This window comes from Aestuariivirga sp., from assembly GCF_047600585.1.
In the GTDB taxonomy this organism is placed as follows: domain Bacteria; phylum Pseudomonadota; class Alphaproteobacteria; order Rhizobiales; family Aestuariivirgaceae; genus Aestuariivirga.
Map to the genome: position 1 here is coordinate 815,054 of NZ_JASGKP010000001.1, position 14,757 is coordinate 829,810.

The 14,757-nt window shown below is 64.5% G+C and carries 14 protein-coding genes and 1 tRNA gene; 9 read left to right on the forward strand and 6 right to left on the reverse strand.

The genetic code is table 11. The features are described 5' to 3' along the window. Positions 1-20: 20 nt before the first annotated feature. On the forward strand, positions 21-776 hold the full coding sequence (locus QM801_RS03755) for a creatininase family protein (RefSeq protein WP_415017874.1): 756 nt from the start codon (positions 21-23) through the stop codon (positions 774-776). 332 nt (positions 777-1,108) lie between these two features. Here QM801_RS03755 and QM801_RS03760 read toward each other — a convergent pair. From QM801_RS03760 to QM801_RS03770, 3 genes are all read right to left on the reverse strand, one after another. Beyond that, positions 1,109-1,182, reverse strand: a tRNA-Gln gene (locus QM801_RS03760). A 133-nt stretch (positions 1,183-1,315) separates the two neighbouring features. Continuing rightward, positions 1,316-3,307 carry an ATP-binding protein gene (locus QM801_RS03765; RefSeq protein WP_415017875.1) on the reverse strand — a complete coding sequence of 664 codons (1,992 nt, stop codon included), beginning with the start codon at positions 3,305-3,307 and terminating at the stop codon, positions 1,316-1,318. After that, positions 3,304-4,191: a sensor histidine kinase gene (locus QM801_RS03770; RefSeq protein ID WP_415017876.1), complete on the reverse strand. Its 888-nt coding sequence runs from the start codon at positions 4,189-4,191 to the stop codon at positions 3,304-3,306. Before QM801_RS03770 ends, QM801_RS03765 begins: the two co-directional genes overlap by 4 nt. Before the next feature lie 204 nt (positions 4,192-4,395). Here QM801_RS03770 and QM801_RS03775 point away from each other — a divergent pair, with 204 nt between their 5' ends. The 5 genes from QM801_RS03775 to QM801_RS03795 all read left to right on the forward strand — a co-directional run bounded on the left by QM801_RS03775 (position 4,396) and on the right by QM801_RS03795 (position 9,498). Then, positions 4,396-5,484 (forward strand): Ppx/GppA phosphatase family protein, encoded by a 1,089-nt coding sequence (locus QM801_RS03775; RefSeq protein ID WP_415017877.1) that lies wholly within the window; start codon positions 4,396-4,398, stop codon positions 5,482-5,484. After that, positions 5,481-6,176: an RlmE family RNA methyltransferase gene (locus tag QM801_RS03780; RefSeq protein WP_415017878.1), complete on the forward strand. Its 696-nt coding sequence runs from the start codon at positions 5,481-5,483 to the stop codon at positions 6,174-6,176. Before QM801_RS03775 ends, QM801_RS03780 begins: the two co-directional genes overlap by 4 nt. 134 nt (positions 6,177-6,310) lie before the next feature. Continuing rightward, positions 6,311-7,783 (forward strand): IMP dehydrogenase, encoded by a 1,473-nt coding sequence (gene guaB / locus QM801_RS03785; RefSeq protein WP_415017879.1) that lies wholly within the window; start codon positions 6,311-6,313, stop codon positions 7,781-7,783. Then, the gene (locus QM801_RS03790; RefSeq protein ID WP_415017880.1) at positions 7,783-8,208 is read left to right on the forward strand and encodes an MAPEG family protein; all 426 of its coding nucleotides are present in this window, start codon (positions 7,783-7,785) and stop codon (positions 8,206-8,208) included. Before guaB ends, QM801_RS03790 begins: the two co-directional genes overlap by 1 nt. 3 nt (positions 8,209-8,211) lie before the next feature. Beyond that, positions 8,212-9,498: an RsmB/NOP family class I SAM-dependent RNA methyltransferase gene (locus QM801_RS03795; protein WP_415017881.1), complete on the forward strand. Its 1,287-nt coding sequence runs from the start codon at positions 8,212-8,214 to the stop codon at positions 9,496-9,498. A gap of 9 nt (positions 9,499-9,507) precedes the next feature. Here the strand turns inward: QM801_RS03795 and QM801_RS03800 are convergent, their stop codons facing one another. Further along, positions 9,508-10,017: a hypothetical protein gene (locus QM801_RS03800; RefSeq protein ID WP_415017882.1), complete on the reverse strand. Its 510-nt coding sequence runs from the start codon at positions 10,015-10,017 to the stop codon at positions 9,508-9,510. Between the two features lie 54 nt (positions 10,018-10,071). Between QM801_RS03800 and QM801_RS03805 the strand changes: the two genes are divergently transcribed. Further along, a complete protein-coding gene (locus tag QM801_RS03805) occupies positions 10,072-10,953 on the forward strand; it encodes a branched-chain amino acid ABC transporter permease (protein ID WP_415017883.1) in 882 nt (293 codons plus the stop codon). On the opposite strand, the gene QM801_RS03810 is transcribed toward QM801_RS03805, so the two are convergent. Both QM801_RS03810 and mntR read right to left on the reverse strand, forming a co-directional pair. After that, on the reverse strand, positions 10,954-11,259 hold the full coding sequence (locus QM801_RS03810; RefSeq protein WP_415017884.1) for a hypothetical protein: 306 nt from the start codon (positions 11,257-11,259) through the stop codon (positions 10,954-10,956). 18 nt (positions 11,260-11,277) lie between these two features. Next, a complete protein-coding gene (gene mntR, locus QM801_RS03815; RefSeq protein ID WP_415017885.1) occupies positions 11,278-11,712 on the reverse strand; it encodes a manganese-binding transcriptional regulator MntR in 435 nt (144 codons plus the stop codon). Between the two features lie 73 nt (positions 11,713-11,785). Between mntR and QM801_RS03820 the strand changes: the two genes are divergently transcribed. Both QM801_RS03820 and guaA read left to right on the forward strand, forming a co-directional pair. Next, a complete protein-coding gene (locus QM801_RS03820) occupies positions 11,786-13,132 on the forward strand; it encodes an Nramp family divalent metal transporter (RefSeq protein ID WP_415017886.1) in 1,347 nt (448 codons plus the stop codon). 43 nt (positions 13,133-13,175) lie between these two features. Next, entirely contained in the window at positions 13,176-14,732 is a 1,557-nt protein-coding gene (gene guaA / locus QM801_RS03825; protein ID WP_415017887.1) for a glutamine-hydrolyzing GMP synthase, read from the forward strand. Positions 14,733-14,757: the final 25 nt, after the last annotated feature.

The window sequence follows — 14,757 nt, forward strand, 5'->3', positions numbered from 1 at the left end:
GTTCTTCAGGAGGTGCAACCGTGCGCTATGAAATGATGTTCCCGCACCAGATCCGCGCGGCGATTGCCGCCAACACGCCGGTCGTGCTGCCGCTCGGCGTTCTCGAATATCATGGCGAGCATCTGGCAGTCGGCATGGACACGCTGGCGGTGACGCGCGCCCTCGATCTTCTCGAGAAGGAAGCGGAAATCGTGATCCTGCCACCCTTCTATTATGGCGCGGCAAGCTATGCGGTGGAGAAGCCGGAAGGGCTGGGCTCGGTTCAGGTGGACTCGGGTGCGCTCCATCCCTTCGCGCGCGAGCTGTTCACCGGCCTACTGCGTGTGGGCTTCCGCAACATCCACGCTTTCATTCATCACCAGACCGAGAACTTCACCGTGGGCATGCCCACCGACCTCGCCTTCAAGTTCGGGGCGCGCCAAGCGATTTTCGCCTTCCTCGAGAAGACGCGCGGTGAAGGCTGGTGGGGCGACAACGCCATGGCCGACTATTATGCAAAGCAGGCCGCGCACTCCGACCCCTTCAACTGGATCCGCATTCATCCATTGATGACGGCGGACACGATCTCGCACTACCCCTTCGATCATGCGGGCGAAGGCGAGACCTCCCTTATGATGGCCATGTGTCCGGAGGCCGTGGACATGGAGAGCTACTCGCCTGAGCGCTGGTACGTGAAGTCGGCCGAGACGGCGAGCGCCGAAACCGGCGCCAGAGGGCAGTCACTCATCCTCGCCCATATGCGCAAGGTGCTGGGTCTTTCTGCAAAGCCGCGATGATCGGAGGCTTTCCAAAGGAGGGAGATGCGGTGCAGAACTCAAGGTGTTTGGCGACGCAATACGCACCGTCGAGGCCAGGGGGCAACAGACTGGCGTTGGTCATTCTGCGCCCGCTGAATCTCTCCGGAGTCCTTAAAAGTGAAATCACGAACCTCAAATGGAGTGAGGTCGACGTTGAGCGCTCATGCTTGCGCCTGGGCGACTCGAAGAAAGGTGCCAAGGTAATTCTCGGCGGCGGCATTAGCGGAGCTTGCTCAACGGGAACGTCATGATAAAGCGGGTCGGCACAGCTGAAGTGCGAAATCACGCAAATCTTAGAAGGGTCTGGAAGTTGGCTGGGGGACTAGGATTTGAACCTAGACTAGCGGAGTCAGAGTTCGCGGTCCTACCGTTAGACGATCCCCCAAGCGGCAGAGGCGGGAAACGCCTTGCGTTGGTGAGCGCCTGATAGCCGCGCCCGGGCGCTCTGGCAAGGGTGTTCGCGACCTCAAACCTTCGAGATTGAAGCCGGCTGACGGCGGCTCAAGCGCGCTCTCAGCTCAGGTGCGGAACTGCTTGAGAAGGCTTGCCAAATTCTGCTGAGACGTGGGCACGGGGCCACCCGGCTGGGCCGGCTGCACGGGCTGCGTGCGGCGGAGCGAGGGCTGACCCGGCTGCGGCGGCGGGGGTGGCGGAGGGGCGGCCTGGCCGAATCCGGTGTTGGGTGCCCGCGGTGCAAGCCGCTGCGCCAATTGCTGGCTGGCCGCAGTCTGCGGCGCAGGGGCAGCCGCCGCGGCAGCAGCAGCAGCGGCCTGGGCCGCGGCCGGATCGGCGGTGTAGCCCGTGGCATCGGGATTGTAGGTCTGGGCCCGCCAGCGGTGCACGATCTCCTGCAGGAAGCCGTCGTCGGGCACGTCCTGCGCCCAGTTCTTGGTGAAGCTCGCGGTGTTGGAGCGGGGCAGCTCGTTCGCCGGCAGCATGTCGAACTTGATGCGTGTGGGCAGCGCCACGCCTTCGCCGAAGGTGATGGCTTCGCCCGTGCCCATGGTCGGCATGAATTCGAGGAGCGAGGCAGCGGCATCCGAGATGCCGGCCTTCAGGATGTCCTGGTCCTTCTCGTTGGTGAGGCGGAGCGAGAAGATGGTGTTGCACTGGGAGAGAATGGTGGGATCGAGTTCCGCCGGGCGCTGCGTCACGATGCACAGCGACACGCCGTACTTGCGGCCTTCCTTGGCGATCTTCGAGATGGCGCGCTTGGTAGGTTCGAAGCCCAGCGTCTTGTCGTTGGGCACGTAGCGGTGCGCCTCTTCGCAGACGAAGGTGATGGGCACGCGGCCCGCACTCCACACGCCGAAATCGAAGGCGAGGCGGGCAAGCACCGAGACGACGACGTTGATGATTTCGGAGGGCAGGCCGCCGAGCTCGAGAATGGCGATGGGCTTGCCGTTCACCGGCACGCGGAAGATGCGCGAGAGCACCTGGGCCATGTTGTCCTGCACGGTCAACGAGCCGAACATGAAGCTGTAGCGCGGGTCGCGGCTGATCGACTCGAGCTTCGCCTTGAGGCGCTTGTAGGGCGCGAGCTCGCCGCGCAGATCGAGCTTGCCGATGCATTCTTCGAGAACGCCCACGAGGTCCGAGGTACGGAACGGAATGGGCGTGTCGACACCGATCGACTGGTTGTCGAGCAGCGCCTTGGTGTTCGTCTTGTCGCGGCGCTGGTTGTTCATGTAGCGGATCTTCGCCTGCGGAATGAGCTCGCGCAGGATTTCCACGTCGGCATCGCGATTGGGCTGCGAACCGATGAGGATTTCGACCGCCTCGTCGAAGTTGAGGAGCCAGAAGGGCAGCGACATGTTGTCGGGCGTGATCACTTCCGAGATGCCCTGGAATGACTGGGCATATTCGCGGTGCACGTCGAGGAGCAGGATGTGGGCCTGCGGGTTCTTTTCGAGGATGCGGCGCAGGATCAGCGCTACGGTGCAGGACTTGCCGGTGCCGGTGGTGCCCAGCACGGAGAAGTGCTTGCCCAGCATGTCGTCGACCTTGATCATCGCGGGGATGGTCGGGTCCTGCTGGATGTGGCCCACGCGCACCGAGCTTTCCGTATCGCAGGCATAGGCCATGGCGAGTTCGGAGCGGTTGGCGCGATAGACCGCATCACCCAGAGAGGGATAATTTGAAACGCCGCGGCGGAAGGTGCGCGGCATGCCGTCGGGACCCTTCGGCAGTTCGCCGATGAATTCCACTTCGACGATGCGCATTTCGCGCTCCTGGCCGCCTTGCGACGGCATTGGCGATGACAGCGCGGAGACAAGCGCAAGGGTGATCGCATGCTGCGTGTCGGCCTTGAGCAGCGTGCCGATTTCGGGGCCCTTCAGCGAGTTCGCAAACACGCCTTCATGGCTGTCGAGCAGAACGACGGCGTGGCCGCCCGTCACGGCGACGATGCGGCCCATGCGTTCGGCGGGCGACGGCTCCATCATCGGGGGCGGCGCGGGGCGTGCTTCCGGGAAGGAGGGCAGGGCGGCAGATTTGTTGGGTGGTGTCATGACAATCTACGCGGCTCCTGGTGGAGGTGGGTGCCCGTGGGCGGCGGAGCGACAGGAGCCGCTGCCGCCAGCGGAATGAAAACACTGACGCGGGTGCCCACGCCCTTGGTGGAATGGATCTGCAGGTCGCCGCCATGGAGACGCGCGAGTGCGAGTGCGATGGGAAGGCCGAGGCCCGTACCTTCGTGCTTCTTGTTGAAGCCGGAGTCGACCTGGCCGAAGGGGCTCATGGCGGTGTCGATTTCCTCGGCGTCCATGCCGGGGCCCGTGTCGCTCACGCTGATCGTTGCCATGCCGGTGGTGTGCACGGCCGCCTCGAGGCGCACCTTGCCCCACTCGGGCGTGAACTTCACGGCGTTGCCGAGCAGGTTGATGATGATCTGCTTCAGGCGCAGGGGATCGGCCAGCAGCATCGGCATCTTCTCGGGCACGACGCTGTCGACGGTGATGTTCTTCTCTTTGGCCTTGGCATCGGTGATGAGCAGGCAGGAGTCGATGACATGGGCGAGCGAAATCGGTTCGGGGTCAACCGAGAGCTTGCCGGCCTGGATTTTGGAAACGTCGAGAATGCCGTTGATGAGTGCGAGCAGATGTTCGGCTGCCTGCTTGATGTAGGCGGAATATTGGATGACCTTTTCCTCGCCCGTCACGGTCTTTGTGGCGAGCATGTCGGAAAAGCCGATGATGGCGTTGAGGGGGGTGCGCAGTTCATGGCTCATGTTGGCGATGAATTCGGACTTGGCCTTGGAGGCGAGTTCGGCATCGACCTTGGCGGCGTTGAGGGCAAGGGCCTGCTTCTGCTGCCGCACGCCCTGGCCCATGCTCTCGCCGAACTCGGCGAGGAGTGAGCCTTCCCTGAACCAACTCTTTCCAAAACCACGCATAATCACCGTACCCCAGCTGCTTTTTTTGGCAGCAACACCTCAATTCGGAGTTAACGCTGTCACGGTTCTGCCACGAGTTTCTTCAGATTTTCTTTACGCTTTGGGCAAAGCTGGTAAGGTGTGGCCCAACGCAACAGTTTGAGACCATGGGCGTTCTCCGGCTTTACGTGCCGTCGAGGTGCCCCCCGGTCCGGAAGGTATAACGTGGACGCGACAGCCAATTCGGGGCCATCCCGGGGCGGTCAGGCCGGCCACCACGGGCGAAGTCCGCCTGCTGGCCAGCGCCGTGAACGCGGGGGACAAGCCCAAACCAGGGGTGACGAGCTCACCTATGGTGCGCTCGACCTCGGAACCAACAATTGCCGCCTGCTGGTGGCAAGCCCCAGCGCCAGCGGCTTCAAGGTCGTGGATGCCTTTTCCCGCATCGTCCGCCTGGGCGAGGGGCTGGGCCGTCACGGCCGCCTCAACGATGCCGCCATGGAGCGCACCATCGAAGCGCTGCGCGTCTGCTCCAACAAGCTGAAATGGCACCGGGTCGCCCGCCAGCGGCTGGTGGCGACAGAGGCCTGCCGCCTCTCCGCCAATGGTGCAGAATTCATTGCCCGGGTGGCGGAGGAAACCGGCCTCGAATTGGAAATCATCGACCGGGAGACCGAGGCCCATCTCGCCGCTGCGGGCGCCGAGCCGCTGCTGGCCTCCGATGCCCAAACCGCCGTGGTCTTCGATATCGGCGGCGGCTCCACCGAAGTCATGTGGGTGCGCCGCTCCGAAACGGGCGCGGACGTGATGGCCTGGATTTCGCTTGCCGCCGGCGTGGTCACGCTCTCCGAGCGCCACGGTGGCGGACGGGATGTGCATCCTGAAAAATACGACGCCATGCGCGCCGACGTGCGCCAACTGATGCAGCCCTTCGTGGCCGAAGTGCAGGAATTGCCTGATGGCGGCAGTGGCCCCGATCATCTGTTGGGCACCTCGGGCACGGTGACGACCATTGCCGGCGTCCACCTTGGCTTGCGTCACTACGACCGCTCTCGCGTCGATGGCTGCTGGCTGATGAGCGACGAAGCCGAGAAGGTGACGCTTCATCTGCGCGGCCTCAATTATGAGGACCGCGCCGCCAATGGCTGCATCGGCCGCGAGCGTGCCGATCTCGTGCTGGCGGGCTGCGCCATCCTCGATGAAATCCGCGCCGCCTTTCCGGGCCAGCGCATCCGTGTCGCCGACCGCGGCCTGCGCGAGGGCATCCTCGCCCAGATGATGCGCGCCGACGGCCATCTGGGGAAGCGCACATGAGCCGCCCCGGAAACCGCGAGAAGCTGGGTGGTGGGCGCCTCAAGGTGCGGGTGAAGACCGGCAAGAACCGCACCCAGTCGCAGAAGGCCTGGCTCGAGCGCCAGCTCAATGACCCTTACGTGCATGAGGCGCGCAAGCTCGGCTATCGCAGCCGTGCTGCCTTCAAGCTGATCGAGATCGACGACAAGTATCACTTCCTCAAGCCGGGTGGCCGCGTGGTCGACCTTGGTGCGGCACCGGGCGGATGGAGCCAGGTTGCGGCGGCCCGCGTGAAATCGCTGGATGGCAAGGGAAAGGTGATCGCCATCGACATGCACGGCATGGACGAACTTCCGGGCGTGACCATCTTCAAGAAGGATTTTCTCGAGGACGATGCGCCGGCACTCCTCATCGACGCACTCGGCGGCGAGAAGGCGGATTGCGTGATCTCCGACATGGCGGCCCACGCGACAGGTCACCGCCAGACCGATCACATCCAGATCATGGGGCTCGCCGAAGCGGCCCACATGTTTGCACGTGATGTGCTGAAGCCGGGCGGCACGTATCTCGCCAAGGTGCTGCGTGGCGGCACCGAGGGCGAGCTCCTCAAGCAGTTGAAGCTTGATTTCGCCCAGGTGAAGCACGTGAAGCCCATGTCGAGCCGGGATGACTCGGCCGAACTCTTCGTGCTGGCGCTGGGTTTCCGGGGCTGAGGAGGGCGCCGGAATCTGCCCGGAATTGAGGCACTTGAGGGGAGGCGATGTCGCCCCTTGCCCGCCTTGCCATCCGGGTGTTAAGGGCAGCCGCCAACTCACCGAATCCCGCTGTTTTTTCCCGAGGTTGGCCGATGCCCGTCGCTCCCCGTTCATTTCCCGAATATCTCGCCTTCGACGACGTGCTGATGAAGCCCGGTGCCTCCAGCGTTTTGCCGGCGGATGTTTCGACCCGGACACAGCTCACCAAGGCCATCTCGCTCTCGGTCCCGGTGATGTCCGCCGCCATGGACACGGTAACGGAAGCGGCGATGGCGATTGCCATGGCGCAGGCGGGCGGGCTCGGCGTCATTCACAAGAACCTTGATCCCGCAACGCAGGCCGATCACGTGCGCCAGGTGAAGCGCTTCGAGAGCGGCATGGTGGTGAACCCGATCACCATTTCCCCCAATGCCACCATCGGCGAACTTCTCGCCATCAAGCAGCAGCGCAAGATCTCGGGCATTCCGGTTGTTGACGAGAAGGGCAAGCTCGTCGGCATCATCACCAACCGTGACGTCCGCTTCGCCACCGACATGAACGCCAAGGTCGCCGACCTGATGACGCGCCAGATCGTGACCGTGCGCGAAGGCGTGGAGCGCGAGGAAGCGAAGCGTCTTCTCCACAAGCACCGCATCGAGAAGCTGCTCGTCACCGACGAGAACGGCCATTGCGTGGGCCTCATCACCGTGAACGACATGGAGAAGGCTGCTGACCATCCGCTCGCTGCCAAGGATGACAAGGAGCGTCTGCTCGTTGCTGCTGCGACCGGCATAGGTGACGCCGGCCGCGAGCGCGCCGAGCGCCTGATCGATGCGGGCGTTGACGTTCTGATCGTCGATACGGCGCACGGCCATTCCATCAACGTGCTCAAGCAGGTCACGCTGGTGAAGAAGCTCTCAAACAAGGTGCAGATCATCGGCGGCAACGTCGCCACTGCGGAAGCGGTGAAGGCGCTGATCGATGCAGGTGCTGATGCGGTGAAGGTGGGCATCGGCCCCGGCTCCATCTGCACCACGCGCGTCGTCGCCGGTGTGGGCGTACCGCAGTTCTCGGCCATCGTCGAATGTGCGGAGGAGGGCGCCAAGCAGGGCGTTCCCGTGATCGCCGACGGCGGCATCAAGCTTTCGGGCGACATGGCGAAGGCGCTCGCTGCGGGCGCAAACGTGGCGATGATCGGCTCGCTGCTGGCCGGCACGGACGAAAGCCCGGGCGAGGTCTTCCTCTACAACGGCCGCTCCTACAAATCCTATCGCGGCATGGGCTCGGTGGGCGCCATGGCGCGCGGCTCGGCCGACCGCTACTTCCAGCAGGACGTGGGCAATTCGCTGAAGCTGGTGCCGGAAGGCATCGAAGGCCAGGTGCCCTACAAGGGCCCCGTCGGCGCTGTGCTGCACCAGCTTGTGGGCGGCCTGCGCGCCTCCATGGGCTATGTGGGTGCGGCGACCATCAAGGAACTGCAGGAGAAGGTGCAGTTCGTGCGCATCACCGGTGCGGGCCTCCGCGAGAGCCACGCCCACGACATCATGATCACCCGCGAGGCGCCGAACTACCAGAGGATCGGTTGATGGCGTCTCAGCACTGGCTGGTCCTTCCGGTTCTCGGCCAGGTCATTCTCACGATCGTTGTCGGCGTTTTCACCTTGCGGGCGCGCATTCGCGCCGTGATGGGCGGCGAGACCACCTTGCGCAAGATCGCGCTCAACAACGCCGCATGGCCCGAGCCCGTGCGCCAGTTCGGCAACAATTTCGATAACCAGTTCCAGGTGCCGGCGCTGTTCATGGCGGCGGTGGCCTTCTATTTGGCCACCGGTCTGTCGGATGCAGTGGCCGTGGTGATCGCTTTCGTCTTTCTCGCCGCCCGCATTGCCCATTCGATTGAGCATGTGACCAGCAACAACGTGGTGCGGCGGATGATGTTCTTCCTTGCGTCGGTGGCGGCGATGGCCGCGCTGTGGGCGTGGTTCGCCATCCGCTTTTATGTGACGGGCTGAGCCATGAGACTTCCGGGGCGCGTTTCTGCCGCCATCGAAATCATCACCGAGATTGCAGAGCGTCACCGCCCGGCGTCCGACGCGCTGCGGGATTGGGGCCGCGGCCACCGCTTTGCCGGGGCAGGGGACCGACATGCCATCGGCACGCTGGTCTATGACACGCTCCGGCACCGGGCGAGTGCCGCCCACCGCATGGGCAGTGACGCACCGCGCGGGCTGGTGCTGGCGACGCTGGTCAATGTCTGGGGCATGACCTCCGCCGACATCGCGGCACTGGCCGATGGCGAGCACGGGCCCAAGGCCCTGTCGCCTGCAGAGACCGCTGCGCTGGACAAGAAGGGCATTGATGCGCCACCGCACGTCGCTGGCGATTTTCCGCAGTGGCTGACGGCCTCGCTCACCCGCGTATTTGGTGATGATGCTGCGCTTGAAGGTGCAGCATTGGCCGAGCGTGCGCCCATCGACTTGCGCGTCAACACGCTGAAAGCGGACCGGGAGAAGCTGCTGGCCGCGCTGGAGCGCTTCTCGCCTGTTGCCGGACCGATCTCGCCCACCGCTGTCCGCATTGCAGCACCCGGCCCGGACCAGAAGCATGTCTCGGTCGAGGCCGAGCCCGCCCATGGCATGGGCTGGTTCGAGGTGCAGGATGCGGCCTCGCAGATCGCCGCTGCACTCACGGGTGTGAAGCCCGGGGAGCGTGTCGCCGACATCTGTGCAGGTGCCGGCGGCAAGACGCTGGCGCTCGCCGCCCTCATGCAGAACGAGGGCCGCATCGTCGCCCATGACCGCGACCGCCATCGCCTGCGCCCCATCTTCGAGCGCATCGGCCGGAGCGGCGCCAGCAACATCGACGTGCTGGCGGCGGAGGAGGGCGACAAGCTCTCACAGGGTGGCGGATTCGACTGCGTCGTCGTCGATGCACCCTGCACTGGCACGGGCACATGGCGGCGGAAGCCGGACGCCAAGTGGCGCCTCACCGAAAAGTCCCTTGTCGTCCGCGTGAAGGAGCAGCGCGATGTGCTCACCCGTGCCGCGGCGCTGGTGAAGAAGGGTGGCAGGCTCGCCTATTTCACCTGCTCGCTGCTGCCTGAAGAGAACACCGATCAGGTCGCGTGGTTCCTGGGTCAGCACAAGGACTATCGCCTGATCCCGACAGCCGAAGCCTGGACCGCATCGTCGCTCGGTGGAAAGCCACCCGTTTCGGCTGACAAGACCACCGACACGCTGCTGCTCACCCCGCGCCAGCACAAGACCGACGGCTTCTTCGTCGCGCTGTTCCGCCGCATCTGACGCGTCACCTCATGCCGGGCACTTCTCGCGGGCGCGGAGCGCGTCCTTCGCGGTGGTGTCGTCGAGCGCCGGGTTCTTGTCATAGGCGGGACCCACCACGAGGGGCGCAGGCGGCAGGATCGACTGGTCGAGCGTCGAGGTGATCTCCGACTTCACCACTTGCAGTTCCTTGCCGTCGGCATCGTAGAGCGTGACGGTGAAGTGATAGGTCTTGCCCTTGGCCACGCATTGCAGGGGATCGCTCTCGAAATCGACGCGGGTCTGGCCGGCGCGCACCTTCTGCTCCGAGGTGAGAGGGTCACCACCGGCGGGATTGTCGAAGACAGCCACGGCCTTCGAGCCCGCGGGCGGCTCCTTGCGCACGGTGAGCGTCACCACATAGGTTGCCGTCGCCAGCCTGGGGTTGAAGATGAAGACCCGGCCCTGAAGATCGAGATAGCTTGTGCGGGCCGTGTCGGTGCAGGCTGCGACGCCCATGAGGGTGACAAGCAGGACAAGAAAAGACGTGATGCTGCGCATGGGCCGAGTTAAATCCGGAATGCGCTGGGGGAGCAAGGGCAGGCGGCGGAAAACGTGAGCTATCTCTATCAGATCCTGGTCGGCGGACTGCACAACGGAATGGTCTATGCCCTTCTGGCCTACAGCTACGTGCTGCTGTTCCAGGTTGTGCCGCGGCCCAATCTCGCGCACGGGTCGCTGTTCGCCTTCTCGGGGCAGGTGCTGGTGATGGGCACCAAACTTGGATACAACGCGCTCATCTTCACCTTTGCGTCGTCGATCCTCTTCGGGTTGCTGTCGTCGGTGGTGCTCTCGGCGGCGGTGCTCGCCGCCTTCGCCTTCGTCGTCGTGCCGCGCTTCGCCCAGCGCTCGCCCAATGCCATGATCGTGACGACGCTCGCCATCGCCATCGTGCTGATGGAGGGCGTGCATATCGGTGCCGAGGGCCGTGACAACTGGCTGCCGCCGCTCTCCGCCACCACCTTCCAGCTCGGCATGGGGGCGCAGGTATCACTGATCCAGGTGATCAACATCATCGCCATGCTGGCGCTGCTGGCCTGCAGCGAATACGTGTTGCGATCCACATCGGCTGGCCGCTCCATCCGTGCCGTGGCGGAGGAGCCGGTCGCGGCAGCACTGCTCGGCACCAATGTGGAGCGGGTCGTGTCTTTCACCGCCTTTGCCTCAGGCCTTCTCGCCATGACAGGCGGGCTCCTCACCCTCATCTACATTGGCAACATGAGCTTCGGGGCAGGCTTGAGCTACGGCATCAAGGTGCTGTTCATTGCAGCCGCTGGCGGCTTCACTTCGCCCCGCAACGCGGCGATCACGGCATTCCTCTTCGGCGAAGCGGAATCGCTGTGGGACGGCTACCTGCCGATCCTCTGGCGCGAGGCCTTCATGTATGCGGGCCTCGCCCTCATGCTGGTGCTGAACGGCAGGCCCGCGCGCAACTGATCAAAGTCCGCCGGGGCCGCTCTTGAGGCAGCTCGTGTACACGGTATAGCTCGCAAAGCCGGAGTCACCCGAATAGTTCTGCGCTTCTGCGGTGCATTCGTCCTTGCGCTTGGCGTCGGCCTTGGCTTCGAGAGCGGGCATGTCCTTTTCGGCCGCCGTTTCCATCGCCGTGCATTCCGCAACGTCCATGGAGTTGTTGTCATGCTGCCATTGGCAAAGCTTCGCCGTGTCGAAGTTCAGCGACGCCTCAGCGGCAAGGGCAGGGTGGGCGGCCAACAGCAACGCAATCACAAACATCGTGCGCATCGTTCAATCCTCTTGGTCTCAGGAAATCTGGCGGGCGAGAAAGCGGCCCATGGCCCGCAGCGTCTCGTCGCTCACGTGGTGCTCGATCCCTTCGGAGTCGATCCGCGCCGTCTCCTCGCCCACGCCGAGGGCGAGCAGGAAACGCTCCACGATCTGGTGCTTCTTCCGGCCCGTTTCAGCAAGCAACCAGCCTTCGCCGGTGAGCGTGATGGGGCGGTAAGGCTCCTGGGTGACGAGTTCCATGTCCTGCAGCCGCTTCAGCATCTTCACCACGGTGGCGTTGGCCACGCCGAGGCGCAGCGCCACATCGGTGCCGCGGGCCGAGCCGCGCTCGTCGATCAGGTCGGCGATCAGCTCGACGTAATCCTCCGCCAGTTCCTTCGAATGATCGGAACGGGTGCGGCGGAAGGCAGCCGATTGCAACCGGGCCTTGCTGGTGCGGGTCTTGGACATCACGGTCCTGAATCTAGCCCATTGACTCAGGTTTAGCCAATGCTAAATTCCATGTTTAGCACAGGCTAAATTCATGACGGACGCGACCGACAACGGAGTATCGAAGGGCTGGCTGCATGGCCGGGGAGAGCCGTCGCTCTCCGACGTCTTCCGCAGCATTCCCGTGCGCAACCAGGGCAACTGGTTCCGCCGCGCGCTGGCCTTCATCGGTCCGGGCTATCTCGTTTCCGTGGGCTACATGGACCCGGGCAACTGGGCCACGTCGATCGCCGGTGGCGCCAGCTTCGGCTATACGCTGCTCGTCGTGGCGCTCATGTCGAACATCATGGCGATCATCCTGCAATCGCTCTGCGCCCGCCTTGCCGTGGGCACGGGCCGCGACCTGGCGCAGGCCTGCCGCGATGCCTTCCCGCGGCCCGTCTCCTTCATCCTCTGGATCTTTGCCGAGGTGGCGATCATCGCCACCGACATTGCCGAGGTGGTGGGCACGGCCATCGGCCTCAACCTGCTGTTCGGCATTCCGCTCGAACTCGGCGTGATCATCACGGCGCTCGATGTGTTCCTCGTACTGCTCCTGCAGCGCCTCGGCTTCCGCTATGTGGAGGCCTTCATCGTGGGCCTGCTCGGCGTCATCTTCGCCTGCTTCTTCGTGCAGATCGCGCTTGCCGATCCGGAGTGGGGTGCGGTGATCCGCGGCTTTGCCCCCACCACCGAGATCGTGCGCAATCCGGACATGCTCTATCTCGCGCTCGGCATCATCGGTGCCACCGTCATGCCGCACAACCTCTACCTCCATTCCGGCATCGTGCAGACCCGCGCCTTCGGCAAGAGCGACGCGGAGAAGCGTCAGGCGCTCACTTTCGCCACGCTCGACAGCACGGTGGCGCTGATGCTGGCGCTGCTGGTCAATGCCTCGATCCTGATCCTCGCGGCGGCCACCTTCCACAAGGCGGGTCACGTGAACGTGGGCGACCTGACCCAGGCCCACGGCATGCTGGAGCCGCTGGTGGGCTCGCTGCTGGCCCCCAAGCTCTTTGCCATCGCACTCCTCTGCTGCGGCCTCAGTTCCACCGTCACAGCCACGCTCGCGGGCCAGATCGTCATGGAAGGCTTCCTGCAGTTCCGCCTGCCGGCCTGGCTCCGCCGACTCATCACCCGCATGGTGGCCATTGTCCCGGCGGCGCTGGTCACCCTCTATTACGGGGCAGAGGGCACGGGCATGCTCCTGATCCTCAGCCAGGTGATCCTCGCCTTCCAGCTTCCCTTCGCTATCGTGCCGCTGGTCATGTTCACCCGCGACCGGGCCAAGATGGGGCCCTTGGCCTCGCCGGGGTGGCTTACGGCGGTATCGGCGGTGATCGCCGCCATCATCATCGCCCTCAACGTGAAACTCCTGTGGGACGTGGCCGCAAGCCTGTGAGACCGGACTTGCAGACTCCGGCGGCTTGCCTTATCCGCCCCGCATGACAGCCCAGCACGACCAGATCCTCATCATCGACTTCGGTTCCCAGGTCACCCAGCTCATCGGCAGGCGGGTGCGCGAAATGGGCGTCTACTCCGAAATCATCCCGTTCCAGAGCGCCGAAGCTGCCTTCCACCGCATGAAGCCCAAGGCGGTGATCCTCTCGGGCGGACCGGATTCCGTCACCCGTGACGGCTCGCCCCGCGCCCCCAAGGTGGTGTTCGATTCAGGCCTTCCCATTCTCGCCATCTGCTACGGCCAGCAGACCACCGCCGTGCAGCTGGGCGGCGTCGTGGAGGGGGGCCATGCCGCCGAATTCGGCCGCGCCGATATCGAGGTGAAATCCGAAAGCGCCCTGTTCGAGGGCCTCTGGAAGGTGGGCGAGCGCCACCCCGTGTGGATGAGCCACGGCGACCGGGTGACCAAGCTCCCCGCCGGTTTCACCGTGAAGGCCGTTTCCGAGAATGCGCCCTTCGCCATCGCTTCGGACGAGGCCCGCCGCATCTACACCACCATGTTCCATCCGGAAGTGGTGCACACGCCCGATGGCGCCAAGCTCATCCGCAACTTCGTGGTCAACATCGCCGGTTGCAAGGGCGACTGGACCATGGCCGCCTTCCGCCAGGAAGCGATCGAGCGCATCCGCACCCAGGTGGGCAAGGGCAGGGTGCTCTGCGGCCTCTCGGGCGGCGTCGACTCCTCGGTCGCCGCACTCCTCATTCACGAGGCGGTGGGCGACCAGCTCACCTGCGTTCTCGTGGACCACGGCCTGATGCGCCAGAACGAGGCGGCGGATGTCGTCGCCATGTTCCGTGAGCACTACAATCTGCGCCTTGTCCTCGTGGATGCGAGCGACGAGTTCATCTCGGCGCTGGAAGGCGAGATGGACCCGGAGAAGAAGCGCAAGACCATCGGCAAGCTCTTCATCGATGTCTTCGAGCGCGAGGCAAAGAAGCTGGGCGGGGCTGACTTCCTTGCGCAGGGCACGCTCTATCCGGACGTGATCGAAAGCGTCTCCTTCACCGGTGGCCCCTCCGTCACCATCAAGTCGCACCACAATGTCGGTGGCTTGCCCGCACGCATGAACATGAAGCTCGTGGAGCCGCTCCGCGAGCTGTTCAAGGATGAGGTGCGGAAGCTCGGGTATGAGCTTGGCCTGCCTCACAAATTCGTGGGCCGCCATCCCTTCCCGGGGCCCGGCCTCGCGATCCGCCTGCCGGGTGGCGTCACCCGCGAGAAACTCGACATCCTGCGCAAGGCGGATGCCATCTATCTCGACGAGATCCGCAAGGCGGGACTCTACGACGTGATTTGGCAGGCCTTCGCCGTGCTGCTGCCGGTGCAGACCGTGGGCGTGATGGGCGACGGCCGCACCTATGACCGGGTGCTGGCACTCCGCGCCGTCACATCCGTCGATGGCATGACGGCGGATTTCTATCCCTTCGATATGGGCTTCCTTGGCCGCACCGCCACCCGCATCATCAACGAGGTGAAGGGTGTTTCCCGCGTGGTCTACGACGTTACGTCGAAGCCGCCCGGCACCATCGAGTGGGAGTAAGTCCGCGCTTGGCTTGCCAAGCCCG

Coding starts and splice junctions, on each gene's coding strand:
- QM801_RS03795 (WP_415017881.1), top strand. CDS start 8,212: ATGAGACTTCCGGGGCGCGTTTCTGCCGCCATCGAAATCATCACCGAG.
- QM801_RS03800 (WP_415017882.1), bottom strand. CDS start 10,017: ATGCGCAGCATCACGTCTTTTCTTGTCCTGCTTGTCACCCTCATGGGC.
- QM801_RS03820 (WP_415017886.1), top strand. CDS start 11,786: ATGACGGACGCGACCGACAACGGAGTATCGAAGGGCTGGCTGCATGGC.
- QM801_RS03790 (WP_415017880.1), top strand. CDS start 7,783: ATGGCGTCTCAGCACTGGCTGGTCCTTCCGGTTCTCGGCCAGGTCATT.
- mntR (WP_415017885.1), bottom strand. CDS start 11,712: ATGTCCAAGACCCGCACCAGCAAGGCCCGGTTGCAATCGGCTGCCTTC.
- QM801_RS03770 (WP_415017876.1), bottom strand. CDS start 4,191: ATGCGTGGTTTTGGAAAGAGTTGGTTCAGGGAAGGCTCACTCCTCGCC.
- QM801_RS03810 (WP_415017884.1), bottom strand. CDS start 11,259: ATGCGCACGATGTTTGTGATTGCGTTGCTGTTGGCCGCCCACCCTGCC.
- QM801_RS03765 (WP_415017875.1), bottom strand. CDS start 3,307: ATGACACCACCCAACAAATCTGCCGCCCTGCCCTCCTTCCCGGAAGCA.
- guaB (WP_415017879.1), top strand. CDS start 6,311: ATGCCCGTCGCTCCCCGTTCATTTCCCGAATATCTCGCCTTCGACGAC.
- QM801_RS03780 (WP_415017878.1), top strand. CDS start 5,481: ATGAGCCGCCCCGGAAACCGCGAGAAGCTGGGTGGTGGGCGCCTCAAG.
- guaA (WP_415017887.1), top strand. CDS start 13,176: ATGACAGCCCAGCACGACCAGATCCTCATCATCGACTTCGGTTCCCAG.